The 19,415-nt window shown below is 49.0% G+C and carries 17 protein-coding genes; 6 read left to right on the top strand and 11 right to left on the bottom strand.

Going from position 1 to position 19,415, the window contains the following annotated elements; translation table 11 throughout:
* Positions 1–147: 147 nt before the first annotated feature.
* From BGK46_RS06675 to BGK46_RS06665, 3 genes are all read right to left on the bottom strand, one after another.
* On the bottom strand, positions 148–1,170 hold the full coding sequence (locus BGK46_RS06675) for an NADP-dependent oxidoreductase (protein ID WP_069587876.1): 1,023 nt from the start codon (positions 1,168–1,170) through the stop codon (positions 148–150).
* 70 nt (positions 1,171–1,240) lie between these two features.
* A complete protein-coding gene (locus BGK46_RS06670) occupies positions 1,241–2,398 on the bottom strand; it encodes an iron-containing alcohol dehydrogenase (protein ID WP_069587872.1) in 1,158 nt (385 codons plus the stop codon).
* 191 nt (positions 2,399–2,589) lie between these two features.
* Complete coding sequence (locus BGK46_RS06665; protein WP_069587870.1) at positions 2,590–3,195, bottom strand: TetR/AcrR family transcriptional regulator; 606 nt, start codon at positions 3,193–3,195, stop codon at positions 2,590–2,592.
* A gap of 1,108 nt (positions 3,196–4,303) precedes the next feature.
* Here BGK46_RS06665 and BGK46_RS06660 point away from each other — a divergent pair.
* From BGK46_RS06660 to BGK46_RS06650, 3 genes are all read left to right on the top strand, one after another.
* On the top strand, positions 4,304–4,603 hold the full coding sequence (locus tag BGK46_RS06660; RefSeq protein WP_069587868.1) for a DUF6916 family protein: 300 nt from the start codon (positions 4,304–4,306) through the stop codon (positions 4,601–4,603).
* Between the two features lie 186 nt (positions 4,604–4,789).
* Entirely contained in the window at positions 4,790–5,221 is a 432-nt protein-coding gene (locus BGK46_RS06655; RefSeq protein WP_069587867.1) for a hypothetical protein, read from the top strand.
* Between the two features lie 174 nt (positions 5,222–5,395).
* Positions 5,396–6,940: a BCCT family transporter gene (locus BGK46_RS06650; RefSeq protein WP_069587865.1), complete on the top strand. Its 1,545-nt coding sequence runs from the start codon at positions 5,396–5,398 to the stop codon at positions 6,938–6,940.
* Positions 6,941–7,014: 74 nt separating this feature from the next.
* Here BGK46_RS06650 and BGK46_RS06645 read toward each other — a convergent pair whose 3' ends face one another.
* The 6 genes from BGK46_RS06645 to doeA form a co-directional block, all read right to left on the bottom strand.
* Positions 7,015–8,418 carry an aspartate aminotransferase family protein gene (locus tag BGK46_RS06645; RefSeq protein WP_069587863.1) on the bottom strand — a complete coding sequence of 468 codons (1,404 nt, stop codon included), beginning with the start codon at positions 8,416–8,418 and terminating at the stop codon, positions 7,015–7,017.
* 32 nt (positions 8,419–8,450) lie between these two features.
* Positions 8,451–10,010 (bottom strand): NAD-dependent succinate-semialdehyde dehydrogenase, encoded by a 1,560-nt coding sequence (locus BGK46_RS06640; protein ID WP_069587861.1) that lies wholly within the window; start codon positions 10,008–10,010, stop codon positions 8,451–8,453.
* 254 nt (positions 10,011–10,264) lie between these two features.
* Positions 10,265–12,034: a PKD domain-containing protein gene (locus BGK46_RS06635; RefSeq protein WP_217492723.1), complete on the bottom strand. Its 1,770-nt coding sequence runs from the start codon at positions 12,032–12,034 to the stop codon at positions 10,265–10,267.
* 190 nt (positions 12,035–12,224) lie between these two features.
* The gene (locus BGK46_RS06630) at positions 12,225–12,716 is read right to left on the bottom strand and encodes an Lrp/AsnC family transcriptional regulator (protein ID WP_069587859.1); all 492 of its coding nucleotides are present in this window, start codon (positions 12,714–12,716) and stop codon (positions 12,225–12,227) included.
* Between the two features lie 10 nt (positions 12,717–12,726).
* Positions 12,727–13,722 carry a N(2)-acetyl-L-2,4-diaminobutanoate deacetylase DoeB gene (gene doeB, locus BGK46_RS06625; RefSeq protein ID WP_069587857.1) on the bottom strand — a complete coding sequence of 332 codons (996 nt, stop codon included), beginning with the start codon at positions 13,720–13,722 and terminating at the stop codon, positions 12,727–12,729.
* Positions 13,723–13,880: 158 nt separating this feature from the next.
* On the bottom strand, positions 13,881–15,068 hold the full coding sequence (doeA, locus tag BGK46_RS06620) for an ectoine hydrolase DoeA (protein ID WP_069587855.1): 1,188 nt from the start codon (positions 15,066–15,068) through the stop codon (positions 13,881–13,883).
* Positions 15,069–16,104: 1,036 nt separating this feature from the next.
* Here doeA and BGK46_RS06610 point away from each other — a divergent pair.
* From BGK46_RS06610 to BGK46_RS06600, 3 genes are all read left to right on the top strand, one after another.
* Complete coding sequence (locus BGK46_RS06610; RefSeq protein WP_084781306.1) at positions 16,105–16,635, top strand: DUF4468 domain-containing protein; 531 nt, start codon at positions 16,105–16,107, stop codon at positions 16,633–16,635.
* Positions 16,636–16,641: 6 nt separating this feature from the next.
* Positions 16,642–16,983, top strand: a complete 342-nt coding sequence (locus tag BGK46_RS06605; protein WP_069587852.1) for a hypothetical protein — start codon at positions 16,642–16,644, stop codon at positions 16,981–16,983.
* Positions 16,984–17,127: 144 nt separating this feature from the next.
* Positions 17,128–18,186 carry a hypothetical protein gene (locus BGK46_RS06600; protein ID WP_069587850.1) on the top strand — a complete coding sequence of 353 codons (1,059 nt, stop codon included), beginning with the start codon at positions 17,128–17,130 and terminating at the stop codon, positions 18,184–18,186.
* A gap of 159 nt (positions 18,187–18,345) precedes the next feature.
* Here the strand turns inward: BGK46_RS06600 and BGK46_RS06595 are convergent, their stop codons facing one another.
* The gene (locus BGK46_RS06595) at positions 18,346–18,660 is read right to left on the bottom strand and encodes a hypothetical protein (RefSeq protein WP_069587848.1); all 315 of its coding nucleotides are present in this window, start codon (positions 18,658–18,660) and stop codon (positions 18,346–18,348) included.
* Complete coding sequence (locus tag BGK46_RS06590; protein WP_254659664.1) at positions 18,657–19,361, bottom strand: DUF4225 domain-containing protein; 705 nt, start codon at positions 19,359–19,361, stop codon at positions 18,657–18,659. Before BGK46_RS06590 ends, BGK46_RS06595 begins: the two co-directional genes overlap by 4 nt.
* Positions 19,362–19,415: the final 54 nt, after the last annotated feature.

The raw sequence follows: 19,415 nt of genomic DNA, 5'->3' as shown, positions 1-19,415 counted from the left end.
TTGGCTGCTTAGGCTTTGTGATGATGGCATGTGTAATGCCAAAGAAATACGCGGGGTCAGCACTGTACTCGGGTATAAAAAACCCCCTTAGCTATCCATCGCTAAGGGGGAGGCAGGGTTTTCGGTATGACGAAGATAGAGCGGGCTTTATTTAATATTGACCACCATTTTGCCGAAGTTGCGGCCTTCGAGTACATCAATCAGTGCTTGAGGCGCTTGCTCAAAGCCATCCACCGCGTGTTCACGGTAATGGATTTGGCCTTCGCCGACCCATTTAGCCATGTCGTGAGCGAACTCTGGGTAACGGTGCGCGTAGTCATCAAAAATGATGAAACCTTTCACGGTTAAGCGCTTGACCAAGATGGTGCCCATTAGTTGCGAAAGACGATCTGGGCCTTCTGGCAGGGCGGTGTTGTTGTATTGAGATACCAAGCCACAAACGGGAATACGTGCGCCGGTATTAAGCAGTGGCATCACCGCATCAAATACTTTGCCGCCGACGTTTTCAAAGTACACATCAATGCCTTGTGGGCAGGCTTCGGCAAGCTGCTCGGCAAAGTTGTCCGCTTTATGATCGATACAGGCATCGACACTGAGGTGTTCACGGGCGTACTGGCATTTGTCTTCGCCACCGGCAATCGCGACTACGCGGCAGCCTTTTAGTTTACCAATCTGTGCGACAGTCGCACCGACTGGGCCAGTGGCCGCGGCGACGACAAGGGTATCGCCTTCTTTAGGCTGGCCAATATCTAATAAGCCCATGTAGGCGGTGAAGCCGGGCATCCCCAAGATCCCAAGCGCGTATGAAACCGGTGCGAGATCAGGATTAAGTTTAAGCAAGGTATCGCCATCGACCACGGAATGGGTTTCCCAGCCTTTGTAAGCCAATACCCAATCACCCGCCTGATAATCGGCGTGGTTAGATTCCAACACTTTACCTACGGTGGCACCGACCATCAGGCCATCAATCGCCACGGGTTCTGCGTACGATTTGGCATCACTCATTCGACCGCGCATGTAAGGGTCAATCGATAGGTGATGGTTTTCAATCAGTACATCCTTGTTACCCAGAGCGGGAATGGCGACTTCTTCTAAGCGAAAATTCTCGGCAGTGGGTGCGCCAACTGGGCGTGATGCGAGAACAAAACGTTGATTTGTTAATGCTGACATGGATTCCTCCCTTGATGATGGGAAAAGAGGCGGCTAGATCAGCGCGCCTCATCATGAAATAAAACGGCGATTACAGCGCGGCTTGAAGCACGCGGCGGCAAACGTCCGGCGTCACATCGCCATGTTCACCGAGTTGGGTCATACCGTGTTGAGTCAGGCTTTCAATCAAGGGCTCAATCGCGGTTTCATCCAGATCGTAATCGCTCATGCGTGTTTTCACGTTCATGCGCTCGAAAAAGTCGCGTGTTTTCTCAATCGCTTGCTGCGCTTTTTCGGCGTCACTGCCTTGGTCAATATGCCAAACACGTTTAGCAAATTGTGCGAGCTTGGCTTGTTTTTGCTCAAACTTCTCATTGAGCATTGCAGGCAGCACCACGGCAAGGGTTTGTGCGTGATCCAAACCATGCAGGGCGGTCAGCTCATGGCCGAGCATATGAGTTGACCAATCTTGCGGGACACCTACACCAATTAAACCATTAAGCGCCAAGGTGGCTGTCCACATCAGACTCGCACGTACGTTGTAGTCTTCTGGTGTTTCCAGCGCTTGTGGGCCAAGTTCGACGAGGGTTTGTAGTAAGCCTTCGGCGAATCGGTCTTGTACCGGCGCATTGGCTGGGTAGGTCAGGTATTGTTCCACGACATGAACAAACGCATCGACCACGCCGTTACCCACTTGGCGAATCGGTAAAGTATAGGTTTTCACCGGATCCAATACCGAGAACTGAGGGAACACCAGCTCGCTCATAAACGGTAGTTTGGCTTGCATTGACTCACGGGTCACTACCGAGCCTTTGTTCATCTCAGAGCCGGTTGCCGGCAAGGTGAGCACGGTACCAAATGGCAGTGCCGCTTCTACTTTACCGCCCATGCTGGTGAGAATATCCCATGCGTCGCCGTCATATTTCGCGGCTGCGGCAACGAACTTGGTGCCATCGATCACTGAGCCGCCGCCCACGGCGAGAAGGTAGTCATAGCCTTCAGCACTCACTTTCTCGACCGCTTTCATCAAGGTTTCAAAGCGTGGGTTGGGTTCAATACCACCAAACAGGCCAAACTGACGCTGACCCAATGCTTGTTCTACTTCATCCAAGGTGCCTGTTTTTCGTGCACTTTGGCCGCCGAATAACACGAGTACTTTGGCATCGGCCGGGATGAGCCGATCCAGCTCGGCAATCTTACCTTCGCCAAAAACGATACGTGTGGGATTGTAGAACTCAAAGTTGTTCATTGCTCATCCTTCCTTTTGTTGTGCCTGATGGTATCAAGCGTTTATTTAAATTAGACCGGTCGTCTAGAGGGTGCCGGTTAAAAACCCGCCTTGGCGGGTTTCGGGTTGATGGTGGGTTGGTAACTTGTGTTACCGCCACGCATCAATGTTCAGTTGTTGGTTACTGACGTGCTGTATAGAGCACAATAGGATTAATCGATCAGCCCGAGCTTTTCTTCAGTGATGGTCATCGCTTGCGTAAGATGACTGTCGTTACGATGCAGCTTGGTCAGTAAGCTTGCGCCGAGCCACAATTGATATAAAGTTGTCGCGGTGGTCAGCGCCGCTTGGCTATTAAACTGATCGCTGGCTTGAGCGAGCGTAGTCGCCAAGCAACCAATCAGTTGATCGGTGCCATCACGCAGTGCCAGCCGCATTGGCTCAGATAAGTCCGCAACTTCTGCACTCAGCTTGACGACCAAACACGTTGGCACCGGATCCAAACTACAGTATTGTGCTTGCCAGCGACTGAAGTAGCTGTGCACACGTGCAATGGGAGAGAGCGAGCTATCTGTCAGTAAGCGATTCACATCCGCAATGTAGCAAGCAAAATAGTGGTCTAACACGGCTTGGCCGAATTGTTCTTTCGACGCAAAGTAGTGATAAAAAGACCCTTTGGGTACGCCCGCTTGTTTGAGGATGGCGCTTAGGCCAACGCCGCTAAAACCAAATTGTGCCATGACGCTCACGCCCGTTTCCAACAGGTGCTGGTGGGTCGCGTTATGACTGGTCGTTTCATGAGTGCTGCTCGATTTCATGTCGATTAGCATAATCAAGATTAGACCGGTCGTCTAGTAATGGGGGAACATTTTTGTTTTTGGTGTCGAACGGCGGCATAAATTGGGCCGGTATGCTGTGCGAAATCGCAGTTTATGTCGGATTTATTACTCTGTTCACAATTTGAACGGCACGCCGAGGCACAGTGTCAAAAGTGTGCTTTACTGAAATTGTCAGCCGAGCTGACACACAATTTGGTAAATGATCAGCGCGCAGTGACGCGCCAAAAAGAGTGAAGTCCCCGTTGATGTCAGGAACCCATGACGACACCTTGTTTGCCGCCAGCCAGGCATTTGAACACAAGACCATGCGGTTAGGACGCTCAACATAGTGAGCAAGCGGGGCAGTGCAACAACAAGTTTCATTGACCAACGACCAACAAAGGAATCCATCCGCTAAGCCGCTCAATTGAGCGGCTTTTTATTAGGCTGGGCTGCCGAAAGGATGCCCAACTGTTTCGCAAGCACACTTCCTCTCATAGCAAGCTTTCCCGACGTCGCAGTGAGTTATTCTGTTGAGCAATCGTGAACAAGGTTGCTTTATGCAAGTATTTGTAATAAGAATAGAGATAACGTGATTTTCAACACTTTACGTTTACGACAGAAGGGTGGCGGTGTGTCCACTCCCCATTTAGTAGACGAGCAATGCCCTACAAAGGTGTTCGGGCTGACAGTTGAATCATCGCGCTTCAGCGCTCATCTCGAGTGCTTATTAAGTTCCGCACTGTTCGTGCTATTGCTGAACGAGTGCGATAACCATAGCGATAAATATCGTTCATTAATCTGATAGGAGAGGTGTTCGATGCACAATAAAAGTAGACGTTTGTGGTATTACTACAAATCAAAAACGGATAAAGCACGTAGCGTCAAAACGCGCAGTTAATTTGTCCAACCGTAAGCAACAAGGCAACCATAGGGTTGCCTTTTGTGTTTTTGGGACGGGGTAATGTCTTGAACAGAGGCTTTGCTCGATAAATGTGCAGAAAATTTGCTAAGCTGTTGTGCATTGACGAATTTTTATTCTAACCTTATTTACAGGTAGATAGATAAAGAGACTCACGAACCCTGTCTAGGGTCGCAGGGAGGTGTTATGAATGTACTATCTTGTCAGCACGTTAAAGCGCTTATCGATCAAACCATTACTTTGATTGATGGCACAGACACGGAATATGCGATGACCCTAATCCGTATTGATGAGCATGAGGGCAACGGTGAAACCATTGACGATCAATTGGTGGAAAACTTTAGCTTAGTGTTGAAAGGCCCAGAGGATACCCGCTTTCCACAAGGTAATTACTTGCTCTCGCACCCCGATCTCGGCGAGCAAATCTTGCACATGTTACCGGCGGCAGAGGATACTTATACGATTACCATTAACACCCGCGCGTAGTGAATCGTTCATTCAACACGAGGGGTCCTCGCGCCCTCCTTTCCCGACTCTTCCATCGTTTATTGCTCACTGCGCCTCGCAAAACTGATTAAATAACGACCAATCAAGGGGTTATTTGCACCTTCCCGTAGCTTAGTAGCACGAAATAAGTAGAATGAGCCGTTAAGCTAGCAGTATGGAGGTAGCATGTTTGCCTGGCTGAGTGGCTTATTCGAAAAAGAACAACTGCAGTCAGTTGTCTGGGTTCGGGACATCATGGCCAGTAACCGCAAAGGCAGTTACGCCAAGTACAAGAACTATTACGACCGCCACGTTAATCGCATTTTAAAAAATTATCACAAGGATTTTCTCCGCTTTGAAAAGTTTGCGGCACGCAATTATAAGTACAGTGATCAATCTGTGTTTATGGCGATTAAAACCGCAAGTTATGCCTTTCAACTTGGACAGCTCAAGGTTGCAGCCTGTATTACTGCAGCCGTGATATCAAAGTGTAATCGCGCAAAGCAAACCGATACGCAGGTTCACCCCAAGTTGTATCGTGCTGCAGTGACACTGCATAAGAAGATCTTGGAAACCGGCAAGTCATCGCGTAAGGCGTCAGACAAAGAGCCGGCTTAGCGGGTCGAATTTTGCGCAGTTAATAAAAATGTCATAAACCTATTCAGCCCGCACCACGGCTGAATAGGTGATGTCTGTCACGTTTTTATCGTTAGTGTTCGATGCAATTTATGCTGGTCATTCGTTCGCCACACTGATAGAGTGCCGCCCCTCACACACCTTGTGAGCGAACTAATGCTTAAATCTACACAAAATAACGATCGACTTGTTGCCGTCTTTACTATCGGCTTTGTCGCTCTCTTCCTTGCCTTTGCCCTGTTTGACCTCGAACATTTTTCCACTGTGATTCAGTCGCTGTTTGCTGAATCTGCCAACCTTTTTGGTTACTGGTGGCAGTGGCTAATGGTGATCAATTTCGTGCTGGCGCTAGCCATTGGCGGCAGTAAATTTGGTAAGTTGAAACTGGGCGCCACCGATACCGTCTCAATGAGCCGTTTCCGCTGGGTTGCGATGATCATGTGTACGCTGCTGGCGGGCGGCGGTGTTTTTTGGTCAGCGGCTGAACCCATCTACCACTTTATGACGCCACCTCCGGCGCTAGGCGAGATGGAAGCCGGCGCGATGCAAACGGTCGCCCCTGCGTTAAGCCAAAGCTTCTTCCACTGGGGCTTTTTGGCTTGGGCAGTGTTGGGTACCTTGGCGACCATCGTGCTGATGTATGCCCACCACCAAGCAGGCGTGCGTCTGCGTCCTCGTGCGCTGCTATACCCGTTGCTTGGTGACAAGCTAGAAAATCACTGGCTAGGCTCTGTGATTGATGCGTGTTCTATCATTGCCGTTGCGGCGGGCACCATTGGTCCGATTGGCTTCCTTGCCACCCAGTTGGGTTACAGCTTGGAAAGCTTTGTCGGTATCGAGAACACCATGTCGATGCAAATGCTGATCTTGGCCGCGGTCGTGGCGATTTACTCTATTTCTGCCTTTACGGGAATGGATAAAGGTCTGCAATGGTTAAGCCGGATGAATGTGATTGGTGCGGCCGTGCTGCTTGCGGTTGTGATCGTACTGGGTCCAACGGGTTTTATCTTTGAGCAGTTTGGTGCTGGCTTTAGCTATTACCTCAATAACATGCACACGCTGGCACTCAACACCGATAACGGCAGCTGGAATGCATGGTGGACATGGTTCTTCTGGGGCTGGTTCATTGGATTTGCACCCATGATGGCCATCTTTATTGCACGCATCTCGAAAGGCCGTTCTATTCGTGAACTGATCTTTGCTGTTGCGATTTGTGCACCGATTGCGACTAACTTCTGGTTCTCGGTACTGGGCGGTACGGGTATCTTTTATGAGTTGCAGTCTCCGGGTAGCATTTCCGGCCCGATGGCGGACGCGGGTTTGCCGGCGATCTTGATTGCATCGCTATCCCAATTGCCGTACAGCGTGGTATTGATCCCAGCCTTTATGCTGTTGACTACCACCTTTGTGGCGACCACAGGTGACTCTATGGCGTATTCCATTGCGATGGCGGTCTCTGGTGACAATCAACCGACACGCGCGCATCGTCTATTCTGGGCGATTGTTATGGGCGTAGTAGCCGGTGTGCTCTTGCTGGCAGGTGAAGGCGGCTTGAATGCGTTGCAGTCGTTCATCGTGATTACAGCTGTGCCTGTCTCTTTCTTGATTGCGTTTACTTTCATTACCGGCCCAATAGCGGTGATGCGAATGCAAAAAGAGAAAGAAGCGAATCTTGCGCTAGAGCCTGCGACAGCAAGCTAAGCGTGGTATACGCAATTGATAGAAAAGCGCCGATTATCGGCGCTTTTTTTTCGTTTAGTGGTGGTGACGTTCTGTTACTTCGGCTGCCATTGACCGCTGGTGACGAGTTTATCCATCACCTTATCGACCGCGACTTTTGCTTTGGCAACAATTTCATCAACTTCGTTGGGTGTCACCACTAAAGGTGGCGCAAAGCCGAGAATATCGCCGTGTGGCATCGCACGGGCAATTAAGCCTTGCTCCAAGCACGCGGCAGCAACTTGTGGTCCCACTTTCAGGTTAGGGTCAAAGTGGCTACGATTGGCGCGATCGGGCGAGAATTCGAGCGCATGGAGCAAACCAATCCCGCGGCTATCGCCAACCAGTGGGTGGTCCGCAAAAGCGGCCTGCATCTTCATTTGCAGGTATTCACCTGTGGTTGCAGCATTTTGGGTGAGGTTTTCGCGCTCGATGATGTCTAAGTTACATAGCGCGGCGGCTGCGCCCAGTGGATGTCCAGAGTAGGTGTACCCGTGACCAATGGCCCCCCATGCATCGGTACCGTCTTCCAGCACATCCCACACTTTATGACCGATCATCACCCCAGACAGGGGCTGATAGGCGGAGGTTAACCCTTTGGCAACGGTGATCAGATCAGGCTTCATATCGTAGTAAATCGAGCCAAAATCACTACCAATACGGCCAAAGCCACACACCACTTCATCGGCGATCAGCAGAACGTCGTACTTATCCAGCACCTTGCGAATCGCGGTCCAGTAACCTTCTGGTGGCGGCACGATACCTCCGGTGCCAAGCACGGGTTCGGCAATCATCGCGGCGACGGTATCAGAGCCCTCCGCAAGGATCATTTTCTCGAGTTCATCGGCACAATGTTGTGCAAACTCAGGCTCGGTCATGCCGCTATCTTCACGACGATAATAGTAGGGTGCCATGGTGTGTTTGATACGCTCTATGGGCAGATCAAAATGCGCATGGAACAAGGGAAGCCCTGTTAACGACCCGGATGCGATACTGGAGCCGTGATAGCCGCGATCGCGAGAAATGATTTTCTTTTTCTCGGGTTTGCCGCGAGCGTTGTTGTAGTACCACACCAGCTTGATTTGTGATTCATTGGCGTCACTGCCTGACATCCCGTAATACACCTTGCTCATGCCCGGCGCCATCTTGATAAGTCGCTCAGACAAGGTCACCAGTGCTTCGTTAGTGTGGCCCACATAGGTGTGATAGTACGCGAGCTTTTTGGCTTGCTCGTAAATGGCTTCGGCCATTTCTTCGCGGCCGTAACCAATGTTCACGCAATACAAGCCCGCAAACCCGTCAATCAGCTCAATACCTTCTGAGTCAGTGATACGAATCCCTTTACCTGTCTCAATCACTCGGCCAGGCATTTCGCCGTGGGCGTACTGCTTCAAGTGTGTTGATGCGTGGAAGACGGTGTTTCTGTCTTTTTCCAACAAAGCTTTCGTTTCTGGACGCATGATCAGTCTCCTTATCCTTACGCAAACCTTAATTAGCTGCCGCTCACGGTGGGCAGGCCACCCAAACAGTAGTATTTAATTTCACTAAACTCGTCGATACCGTAACGGCTCCCTTCACGCCCTAAGCCTGATTGTTTGACACCGCCAAAGGGAATGGGATGTCCGGTCATTTTCACTGAATTGACGCTTACCATGCCGACTTCAAGACCGCGCAGACAGCGCCAAATATCACGAATGTCATTGCCGTAGACATAGGCGGCTAAGCCGTATTCGGTGTCGTTGCCCATGGCAATGGCTTGGTCGAGATCATCATAGGCAATGACCACGGCCACAGGGCAAAAGGTTTCTTCTTGATACACCAACATATCGGATGTCACTTTGGTGACTAGGGTGGGTGCAAAGAAGTTTTCGCCGAGATTTGGGTTAAGCTTACCGCCAATCACGGTGGCACCTTTAGCGATGGCGTCATCCACCAAGGCTTGCGCTTTATCCACCGCGCGAGAGGAAATTAATGGACCAATATCGGTGCTGGGCAACAAGCCGTTACCCACTTCAAGTTCGTCCATTAATGCGGCGAAGGCATCGACAAAGGCTTGGTACTTGTCACGTGGCACCAAGATTTTGTTTGCGGCGAGGCAGTCTTGTCCTGAGGTTTGGAATTTCGCATCGATGGCGGCACGTGCCGCTTGCTGAATATCCATGTCTGGCAGAACGATAAAGGGCGCATTGCCGCCAAGCTCCATGGCGCACTTTTTCACCGTGTGAGCACTTTGCTCGAGCAGCAGACGGCCGACACGGGTTGAGCCGGTAAAACTCATCGCTTTGACTTTGTCACTTTGACACAGCTGAGTTGAAACCATGGGGGCATCACCCATGATCACGTTAAAGACACCGGCTGGGATCCCTGCGCGTTCCGCAAGCTCGGCCAATGCGAGGGCGGAGAAGGGCGTTTCTTCCGCGGGTTTAACGATAATGCTGCAGCCAATGGCGAGTGCGGCTGCCGCTTTGCGAGTGATCATTGCGCTGGGAAAATTCCACGGGGTGATCAAAGCGGCAACGCCAATGGGTTCACGCAAGGTCGCAAGGTGAGCGTTAGGAATATGGCTTGGCATAGTGTCGCCGTAAACACGTTTTGCTTCTTCTGCAAACCAACGTATAAAAGACGCACCATAGGCAATTTCGCCTTCGGCTTCGCGAAGTGTTTTGCCTTGCTCGAGCACCATCAAATGCGCGAGATCGTGTTGGTTATCCATCACTAAGTCATGCCATTGCATTAAGCGTTCCGCACGGGTTTCGGCCGACTCCGCACGCCACAGATGAAACGCCGCTTGCGCATCGTCGATGGTTTGATTGACTTGTGCAGCGCTCAGCGAGGCGGTGTAGCCCAGAATTTCTCCTGTGGCTGGATTCATCACGGGCGTATCGGCGTCGCCGTTCACCCACTTACCATTGCAGTAGGCGAGCTGTCGAAATAAACGCTGATCGTCGAGATACGCGAGTACATCTGAACTTGCTTTACCGGCCACGTCGTGACGCAGAGCATTTGCGGCGGTACCTGTGTAGTTAAGATCGCGTGATTGGAATACGGTCATACTCCCTCCTCATCGTAAAGCAGCGACGCTGCCTATCAGCGTTTGCCTTCATTTACTGTATGCAAAGTGTCCGCGACAGGTTTTCTGTTCGAACTGTCTAACGGCAAAATTTTTTCTGAAACGAGGGAAAGGCGGAAGAAAATTTTCTGGTGATAACAAAAACACCCATTGCGCGTGATAAATGGCGATATAGAAGACGCCGGTATTTAAAAGTTAGGCGCACCAACCGCAGGGTGCGCCTAAGGAAGGAGTGATTACTGGTTTACATCGAGGGTGACGCCACTAAAGGCACGGTAGGCTCGAATACCAATAAACACTTCATCGCCCGCGTTGACATCAAGGCTGCAGGTTTCATTGTTACCACTGGTGTAAGGACGACAGCTAAACTGGTTGAGATCTGGCTTGGTGCCCTTTTCAACGTATAAATCCGCATTGCCGGTTCCGCCATACATACGAATGGTGGCAGTGCCCGCTTGCGGTGCGGTATATACGAAATGCTGCCAACTGCTGCTAGCGCCACTGAGATCGGTTTTAGGGTAGTCGTTGTCACTGCCCACCGTGAAACTTTTACTCGCAGAGCTGGTAAGGCCTTGATCATCGGTCACCGTGAGGGTGACGGAATAGGTGCCTGAGGTGCCGTACTGATGGGATGCAGTGACACCGCTACCTTGATAGCCATCACCGAAATCCCATTGATAGCTCACGATTTGCCCGTCTGTGTCGCTTGCACCACTGGCATCAAACGCACAGCCAAGTGCAGTACATTGACCGTTGAAGACCGCCATAGGCGCGCCACCGGCTTGATGATCCCCTTGTGGTGGAACATTATTAAATTCACTGGCGACTTGAGGCCAGATCTTATCAATCCGTACCCCTTGGTTTTCACAACCACCAAAATGGTGGAGGGCAATCACGTTGCGGCTGCTGCTTGCCAGCACCGGAGAACCTGATGAACCGCCTGTGGTGTCACAGAAGTAACCCGCATCTGTATTTGTGCCTCGGCCATTGGTTGCTGCGACATCAATCTGGCAAATCCCACCATTGTTTTGGTCACTTTCAATGGCAAGCTCTTTCGGGTTACCGGCGCCGTGTTGAGGAATAAAGATGGTTTCGCCAACTTGTGGCATGCGTACATCAAGACCCATATAACCAAACTGGGCAATTCGCGCGAAGTCATTGACGCTGAACAGGGTGTAGTCGAGGGTATAATCGGTTTTGAGTAGCTGATCCCCTGTGACTTTAACGATGTCACTGATGGTGCCGCTGCCACAACTTGGACGCTGATAATTAAACCATATTTCCGTGCTAGTCAGCTCAGACTGGCTTTCAACACAGTGGTTGTTGGTGAACATATGATTATCTGGCCCCACGCGCCAGCCAGTACACAAGCCACTGCCATTCATAAGCAAGCGTGCGACAGGGCGACTGCGTTCATATTCCTCTGGATGGCTATCTTGCCAACATGCCACATCTTTACGCTCGTTGATTCCGCACGTCGATAGGGTGCCCACGTCTTGGGCTGCCTCCATCAGGTTTTCCGGATCGCCCGCTTGGTAACGATCGACACGTAGCGCATGCTGAGGTTGCCATTGGGTGCCTGTGGGAAGGACGAGCGTCACAATTGCGGTGTCGCCGTGGACTGACATGGCCGAAAACTGTGTCACACCGTCGTCACCCTGAGTGGGATTAAATGTGCGTTTGCCATTGGCTTGATTGCTATAGCGGTAGCTCTCAGTCCCATCGGCGCTTGTCACATCGACATAAGCGCCATCAGGCAGTGAAAACTGTGCGAAGTGTACCTTGACGAAGGCGGCGTCTGCTTGATGTATTTTTATGCTGTTTTGATACGTTTCACCGAGTGCGGTAGCACGAAATGTTTTTGGAGGCGCTAAATCGGCTTGGAGGCTGTACTGGCTTGCGATGTTAATGGGAGCGGGAGTTGGAAGTGTGTCTGCCGCTGATACGGGGAGCGCCATGCCGCTAAGAAGCGCAACGCTGACGGATAGCATAACTGACTTATTCATTATTATCCTCTATCTACAGTGAGTGAGTAAGACATCAATGTCTTCCCGATAGAGGCTAGTTAAGCCGACGTGAGTCGTGTAATCGCTATGTCTAGAATGATAGACTTATCAAGTAATCATGAAACAGTTGCTTTTATGTTGCTAAAAAGTTAAATGTTAGTCCGGAAAGAATCACTAAATTATATATTTATCAATAGTTATTGGCGGCGATATCCGGTGTTTCGAGTGGTAACGTCAACGCAGGGCGTTTGACTTGCTTGGTGACGATATAGGTGTAGTACTGTTTTATGCCCAAGTTGTCAGTCAACCAGTTGTCGATAAGCCGTTGGTAATAGTCAATATCGGTCACGCCAAGCCGAACAATGTAGTCTATCCCCCCACCTGTGGCCCAGCACTCTTTCACATCTTCACAGGCTTGCATGGCGCGCTCAAAGCGTTGAAAGCTGTCGACATCGTGCTGGCCAAGCGTGATTTCGACTAACACGGTATTTAACTTCACTACCGCATCAGGGTTAATCCGCGCGCCATAACCTTCAATGATCCCTGCTTGCTCGAGGCGTTTGACACGCTCCCAACATGGGCTGACCGATAAATTGATCGCTTGGGCAAGGTTAGACTTGGTGATCCTTCCATCTTGCTGGAGGATTTGAAGGATTTTTATATCAAATTTGTCTAACTTCATGGCGTCTCCACTAAACAGGCTCAGCAATGACGGCAAAGGTATCGCCCATGTAAATACGACCGAGGTGGCGCTTAGCCAGTAAAATGCCATCACGCTCGGCATAGTAAGGGACGGGCTCTGTTCCTGTCCGTTCGATGTTATGTACTTTACCGATCAAATCGCCACGTTTGATGGGATCGCCGAGGTGTACACAGAATTCAATGATGCCGGCATGTTCGCTTTGGACGTAACAATGTTTGTCAGGCAACTCCAGAGCGATGGGAGGCACAGGGGGATGGCGATAGTCGTCTTGCAACACGCCAGAAAAGACCAAGAAATTATGAATACCACGCTGGGTGATTGCGATTGATTCCGGTGTACTGGTGCCACCGCCGCCTAACTCGGTGGTGACGAAAATCTTGCCTTGTTGCTCTACTGCGGTGTCGTACATGCTAGTGGCATCCATTTCGGTGGTCTGTACTTGATAAGGTGCACCGAACAAGCGCGCGCCCTCTGCACAGGCTTCCGCTTGTTGCAGATTTTCTAAACGGTGAGACGCGGCATAGGGAATAAGATCTAAGGTTTTTCCACCCGAATGAATATCAAGTGCCGTATCACACTGTGGGATCAAATAGCGAGTGAAGTAATCCGCGATCTGCTCGGTGACGCTGCCAGTGGGGGAGCCGGGAAACGCGCGATTCATATTGCCTTGATCCCAAGGTGACGTGCGTGTGCCTGCCATCACGGCCGGCGCGTTCATCATGGGTAAGATAATCACTCTCCCTTTAATATCACTTGGCATCAGTTGATGGCAGGTATTGAGCAGCGCGGTGATCCCTTCATATTCATCCCCATGATTACCGCCAGTCAGCAGTGCTGTTTTTCCCTCGCCGTTTTTGATCACGGTAATGGGGATGGTGACACAGCCCCAAGCCGACTGGTCGTGCGAGTGAGGCAGTTTAAGAAAGCCGTGTTGCACGCCATCGGCATGGAAATCGACGGTGGCTTCAATCGCGGTAGGCTCCATAACCTCTCCTTGTGATGTGTCTTGGCATGTTATACGGCTTGTCGCAGTAAAGTTTGATGTTAAATCATCACTTTATCAGTGTAGCCAAAAATACCCACTTGGCTGAATAGAAAAGGACACAATGGCTGTGCCCATACTGAATTGATTGAGAGGTGCCGCTAGTGCTTGATAAAAAGCTGACGGGGCAAATCACACAGTGTTTGCGCGCCATCTCGGGTGATCACAATGCTTTCTGTGGTTTCCATCCCCCAATCTTTCATCCACAATCCCGGCATAAAGTGGAACGTCATTCCTTCACGCAAAATGGTTTGATCGCTGGGGCGCAAGCTCATGGTGCGTTCGCCCCAGTCAGGTGGGTAGCTCAGCCCAATCGGGTATCCACACCGTGCGCCTTCTCGGTCAAACCCATAGCGCAACAACGCATCATTGAGCGCGTTGGCAATGTCGCCACAGGTGTTACCGGGCTTGGCGACGGCGAGTCCAGCTTCAATACCGGCTTGCAAGGCTTCATCTGCACGTAGGAACTCATAGCCAGGTTCGCCCAAGAAAATGGTGCGAGAGAGCGGACAATGATAACGCCGATGCACCCCGGCAATTTCAAAAAAGGTGCCTTCTCCCCGTTTAAACGGACGATCATCCCACGTGAGATGAGGGGCGGCGGCATCACCGCCAGAGGGTAGCATGGGGACGATGGCTGAGTAGTCACCGAAGTGACCGTCATGACCGACTACCGCATGCTTATTAATCTCGGCCACCAGTAGGTGTTTGGGTAAACCGGGTTCAATCATTTCAAAGGCCACACGATGCATGTTTTCTACAATGCGGGCGGCGGTGTGCATATAGGTCAGTTCTTGATCGGATTTCACCGCACGACACCAGTTGACCAACCCAGTCGCATCGACCAAGGTTGCCATCGGGAGGTTTTCTTTTAATGATTCAAACGCGGTGGCACTGAAATAATAGTTGTCTTTCTCAACACCGATCCGCCCCCGATCCCAGTAACGCTCAGCGAGTACATAGTTAGACAAGTACTCCATCGGGTGGAGTGGGGGATTCATTACGTAGTGGTCAGGGTAATAGGTGATGCATTCTGCACTCATGTAGACAGTGCGTAATGCACCATTGGCGTCTTGAATGCGACCAAACCAAAGAGGGTCGCCTGTCGCGCCGATCACGACACATTGGGGCACATAAAACGACCAACCATCATAGCCTGTTAACCATGCCATGTTTGAAGGGTCATGGACCAACAAGGTATCAATCTCATGCTCTTCCATCGCATAGCGAACCTTCGCTAAACGGGCGCTGTATTCTTCGTATGAAAACTTCAATACAACGTCGCTCATACGCATGACTCCTGTCCAATACCACGACTGTGGCGCTACTAAAACGTACTACTGACCGGTAATCGAACTTGGATCAAAGGCGATTACCGGTACAGAAAGGTGCCGTTTTTCGGTCTTGTTATCGAACAAACGGAGGAGGCTCGCTTGTGTGAACAGCTGTACATCTCTGATTTTCATTGTCTAATTTGTCGACAATGGCGCACTGCTCTCCACAACAGGATAAGGTTTTGTTTCGCCTCTAGTTAAGGGTTACACCATAGAGTGAAATATCGTCAAGTTTTGTTAGAAACAATTTTGTCACTAAACTGCCAATTTGCGCAGACAGGCAGTGTTGGAGTGAAACGGGAAGTGTGGGAAGAGGGGTACGAAATACGCGAAATGAGCCTAGTACTGGTCTTTAGACTCAGGAGCATACGTAGAGTTGACCCATAAACTGTTCGATCAGTTTGTCTTTTGGGGCAAGCATATCGTGGTGACCGCGATAGATGCGTTTCATGGTACGCCGATGCCTGGTTAAGTGCGAAAGTTGAAGTTGCTATGGAAAGCTCACAGTGAACAAGCCAAGTGCAGCAGGAGGCTTATTCGTGGTTACAAGTTGAGCATAGCGAAAGCCGAGAAGCAGAAGCTGGCGGCGACGAGCTAGTTTAGGCAAAGCATTATCAGGGAGAAATTGCACGGCTAAATGCGCTTGTCGAGGCAGAGCGTGCACGACTCGATGCGCATGCTGAAAAGCAGGCTGCGCATAACGCCTGATAATGTGCGCAATCATCTGCGCAAAATGGGCGTGCGCGTGTCAGACAAGCTATGGCGCATAGAGTTAAAGCCGGAGTTTGAGCTGATACTGTCTGAGCTCTATCAAGTTCATGACGACGTTGTGCGTGAGTTGAATAAGCGGCTGGCATAATGACTCGTTTTTAGTCACCTAGTACAGAAAAACAAGCATTATCTAACATTTTAGGCTGCTTCTGATTAAAAGCCTGCCAGTCCTCTGGTAGGCTTTCATCGTGTTTTTTACTGTATAAAGAGTATTAGTACGATGGAGAAAAAAGTGAAGTCAGTAAGTCTAGGTTTGGTAGTTGGTGCGTTGTTGACACTAAGTGGTTGCGCTAGCGTACAGCCCGTTGCTGATGCAGATAGATCTTTTGAGAAAGTTGTTGAAGTCCCCGGTTACTCAAAAGAGAAAATTTACACATCAACGAAGATCTGGATAGCAGAGAACTTCAAGTCTGCAAAAGCCGTAATAGAGTTTGATTCTAAAGAAGATGGTTTGATTATCGGTAATGGCTCAATTGATTATCCTTGTAGCGGAATGGAGTGCTTAGCTAAAAGTGATTGGAAGGTTCCTTTCACAATGCGAGTCGATATGAAAAATGAGAAATTCAAGGTTGGCTTCTCAAATATCAAGCTGTCTTGGCCCGCATCGTATAGTTCTGGAATTATGAGCCCCGCATACGATGGTCCTGTAAATAGTCAAAGTGATATGGACAAAATCAAGCCCGCTCTTTTGAGTTTTAGCGATGAAATTCTCGTGTCTATCGAAACCAGTGATAATAATAGCGACTGGTAACACGATATGGCCAACACAACTGTGAAACGCATCGAGGCCGGGCACTACGAGGTTTCAGATGGAAGAGTCATAGTTAAGATTGGCTCCAGCTGGTTTGTTCTTAATAGCGAAGGAGGGCACGATCTCGGCCCTCTTCCAACACTATCATCAGCGAAAGAGTATGTTACGACAGGTCAGGTGTTACTGCACGGTCATAATGTCGGTACACAGCATGGGCGGAGACAAAGTAAGAAAGAGTTCAATGCTTACTTAGCTTCTGAAGCAAAGAAGGGTAATCCCAGCCCTGCTATTTTGTATTTTTTCGTATTGATAGTGCTATGCATTATCTTTTCTTTGCTTGATAAATGATTCTCAGCAAGAGGGCGCTGGTCTATGTACACCAAATGGTCTGTTATGATAGGTGCCCATAGCGAAAGGGTTGAATCATTTAGCTTTTTTCGATCTACTTTTATTTGTGCCTGCTTTTGTTGCCCATAATGGAATGTTATTGTTATGCAAATAAATGAAATACATGAATTATCTATTTGGTATCAAAGCCAAGTACAAAAGAACAGCATAGCCGAACACATACATAAAATTATAACTCTTTTAAAAAAGAACATCATTGATGAGTCTGCCATTAGAAAATCGATCACTAATCAAGTGAGTGTTTTGTTATCAGCTATTACTAAGATAAATTGCTCTGAGTTAACAGGGAATCAAAGGGCCTGTTTAACGCATATGAATATTAGCTCGGCAGTATTAGAAGGTGCTCACGAGAATTTTAGCAATATCTTCGATATGAGGAACAATGATCGAAGCTTCGTTGTTTCAACGTTAGAGAGGCATCTGACGTCCTTACAGTCAGCTAAAACAGCATTTTCTCATGTTCAATCCTCATTGCCCAAAATTGTACCGAAAGAGTTTATTACTCCTATACACGTTCCAGAGGGTAAAGTTCTTACACGCTTAACCTTCCAGCATGAAGCTTCGATTGAAAATCTTGTCGAATTTAGTACGTGGGCAAAGCGTTGGAATATGATTGCGCGCGGTTTTTCTATGGCGATAAATGAGTCAGCTGAAGACTTTTCTGTGGTTAACGCAGATAAGGGCTCATTGATAGTCGATATATTGGCAGGAGCGGCCGCAATGAAGCTGATTTGTGAAGCCTTGAAGGCCCTCACTGACTTAGCGATTTCTTTAACTGAACTAAAATCTGGCTTAGACAAGTTAAAAACATGCAAAGAGCTTTTTGATGAAGAAAAGTTTGAGGAGATGTTATCTGATGCTCAAAAGCGTTTGAACGAAAAGGAAGATGAGGTAGTTGATAGCGTTATAGATAAGCTTAGTCAGAAAGGCCTTGTGAAGAATGACAATGCTAAAAATGATTTGGCGAGAGCAATAAAGGAAGTGCATCGATTCAATTCAGCAGGTGGCTCTATGACGTGCTTAGCTAGCAATGATGAAACCTTCAGTACGGAAGATTCTGCACGACTCAATGAGTCATACAATGCACTTCAGGATTTTTCAGAATTAAAGCTGATAGAAGAAAAGCGTGAAGATAGTGAGTAGCTTTCAGAGGTTGCTACACTATCGTTAATATTGAACAATGACAACGTCTGCGGTATTTTGCATCCATCGTGCCAAAGTCCTGATCTTAACCGGATCGGGGCTTTTTATTCCTTAAGAAAACCGGCTATGAATAACCGACTTGTCAAAGCATGGGATGCTTTACACGTTTTTCTTGTGCTTAGGGTGACAAAATATACAGAGGTAAAGACCAGTTGCTAAGGCAAAAAATTGTATGTACCCAGGGAGCTGGAGAGCGTCTACTATCTTGTCGTTGAAAAAGAGTATGTCTCCGGCATCGTAACCGCCTTTTACCTTACCACCGTAAAAAAATATCGACATGTACTGGCCTGCGCTAAGGAGCATCAGTGCGTACTTGGAAAAGAAAACGATTTTTTCCGACGGCGATGCATTAAACTTCTTTAAGAAATAAACAAAAACAATGGAAGTTAGCACGAAAACAGATTTTTCAATCACTTAGAAGCCTCTTCATGCAAAGCATTAATAGTCAAACCGTCAGCAACAACTTCTGTAGCGAGAGAGCTCTTCTTCGCGGCTTGATAACCTCTCAAATAATCCTCAGAGCTATACCTGAATAGCTTAAATCTTTTAGCATTTTTGCTCTTAGTCCAAGTGCGAGATGTCCCCTTCGATAGTATTTGATAAGCCTTGTCGGCATCTTTTACTGTGGTTGTTTTTGCTACCATTCCGTAGCCCGACAAGGCCAAATCGACACCGTAGTAGGCCATGTTTCCATAGCTTTTAGGATATCCTGCAAATTCTGCGGCACCTTGATAAGCTTCGCGCACCAAGCCAGTTGCGTCTTCTTCGCCATCGACAAAGTATTTACCGTTTTCATACATGTTGTTAGCCCCATGAGCCACCAATAATGCGCCGATCGAGCATAGTGATGCGGCAGAGTAAATGCATATTGCCCCACCTGCTGCTACTTGCATGGCGCCAGCGATAACACCGATTCCTTTAGAGGCAATTAACGAAGACTGTTCCATTAAGCTGGACTGCTCTCTTTTCATTTCGGTAAGAGCTTGCTCTTTGGTTTTTTTGCCCCGCTCAACGTCATTAACCAAGCACTGTTCAAACCGATCAATATCTCTGACGAATTGATTCTTCAAAACCCCACTTCGAATGTGACGATTAGCGAGGCTTGTAGCTTGCATGGTCAATCCTTTACCAGCTTTTCTTACAACGGCAATGTCGTAAGACGAGGGCTT

The sequence above is a fragment of the Salinivibrio sp. SS2 genome, from assembly GCF_001722075.1.
Classification (GTDB): domain Bacteria; phylum Pseudomonadota; class Gammaproteobacteria; order Enterobacterales; family Vibrionaceae; genus Salinivibrio; species Salinivibrio proteolyticus.
The sequence above is the reverse complement of the archived record's forward strand: the minus strand, read 5'-3'. Positions and strand labels throughout refer to the sequence as shown.

Excerpts from the sequence above, each read along its gene's own strand:
- BGK46_RS06630 (WP_069587859.1), bottom strand. The coding sequence starts at position 12,716 with ATGAAGTTAGACAAATTTGATATAAAAATCCTTCAAATCCTCCAGCAA.
- BGK46_RS06650 (WP_069587865.1), top strand. The coding sequence starts at position 5,396 with ATGCTTAAATCTACACAAAATAACGATCGACTTGTTGCCGTCTTTACT.
- BGK46_RS06640 (WP_069587861.1), bottom strand. The coding sequence starts at position 10,010 with ATGACCGTATTCCAATCACGCGATCTTAACTACACAGGTACCGCCGCA.
- BGK46_RS06670 (WP_069587872.1), bottom strand. The coding sequence starts at position 2,398 with ATGAACAACTTTGAGTTCTACAATCCCACACGTATCGTTTTTGGCGAA.
- BGK46_RS06665 (WP_069587870.1), bottom strand. The coding sequence starts at position 3,195 with ATGAAATCGAGCAGCACTCATGAAACGACCAGTCATAACGCGACCCAC.
- doeA (WP_069587855.1), bottom strand. The coding sequence starts at position 15,068 with ATGAGCGACGTTGTATTGAAGTTTTCATACGAAGAATACAGCGCCCGT.
- BGK46_RS06660 (WP_069587868.1), top strand. The coding sequence starts at position 4,304 with ATGAATGTACTATCTTGTCAGCACGTTAAAGCGCTTATCGATCAAACC.
- doeB (WP_069587857.1), bottom strand. The coding sequence starts at position 13,722 with ATGGAGCCTACCGCGATTGAAGCCACCGTCGATTTCCATGCCGATGGC.
- BGK46_RS06610 (WP_084781306.1), top strand. The coding sequence starts at position 16,105 with ATGGAGAAAAAAGTGAAGTCAGTAAGTCTAGGTTTGGTAGTTGGTGCG.
- BGK46_RS06600 (WP_069587850.1), top strand. The coding sequence starts at position 17,128 with ATGCAAATAAATGAAATACATGAATTATCTATTTGGTATCAAAGCCAA.
- BGK46_RS06645 (WP_069587863.1), bottom strand. The coding sequence starts at position 8,418 with ATGCGTCCAGAAACGAAAGCTTTGTTGGAAAAAGACAGAAACACCGTC.
- BGK46_RS06590 (WP_254659664.1), bottom strand. The coding sequence starts at position 19,361 with ATGCAAGCTACAAGCCTCGCTAATCGTCACATTCGAAGTGGGGTTTTG.
- BGK46_RS06605 (WP_069587852.1), top strand. The coding sequence starts at position 16,642 with ATGGCCAACACAACTGTGAAACGCATCGAGGCCGGGCACTACGAGGTT.
- BGK46_RS06635 (WP_217492723.1), bottom strand. The coding sequence starts at position 12,034 with ATGAATAAGTCAGTTATGCTATCCGTCAGCGTTGCGCTTCTTAGCGGC.
- BGK46_RS06675 (WP_069587876.1), bottom strand. The coding sequence starts at position 1,170 with ATGTCAGCATTAACAAATCAACGTTTTGTTCTCGCATCACGCCCAGTT.
- BGK46_RS06655 (WP_069587867.1), top strand. The coding sequence starts at position 4,790 with ATGTTTGCCTGGCTGAGTGGCTTATTCGAAAAAGAACAACTGCAGTCA.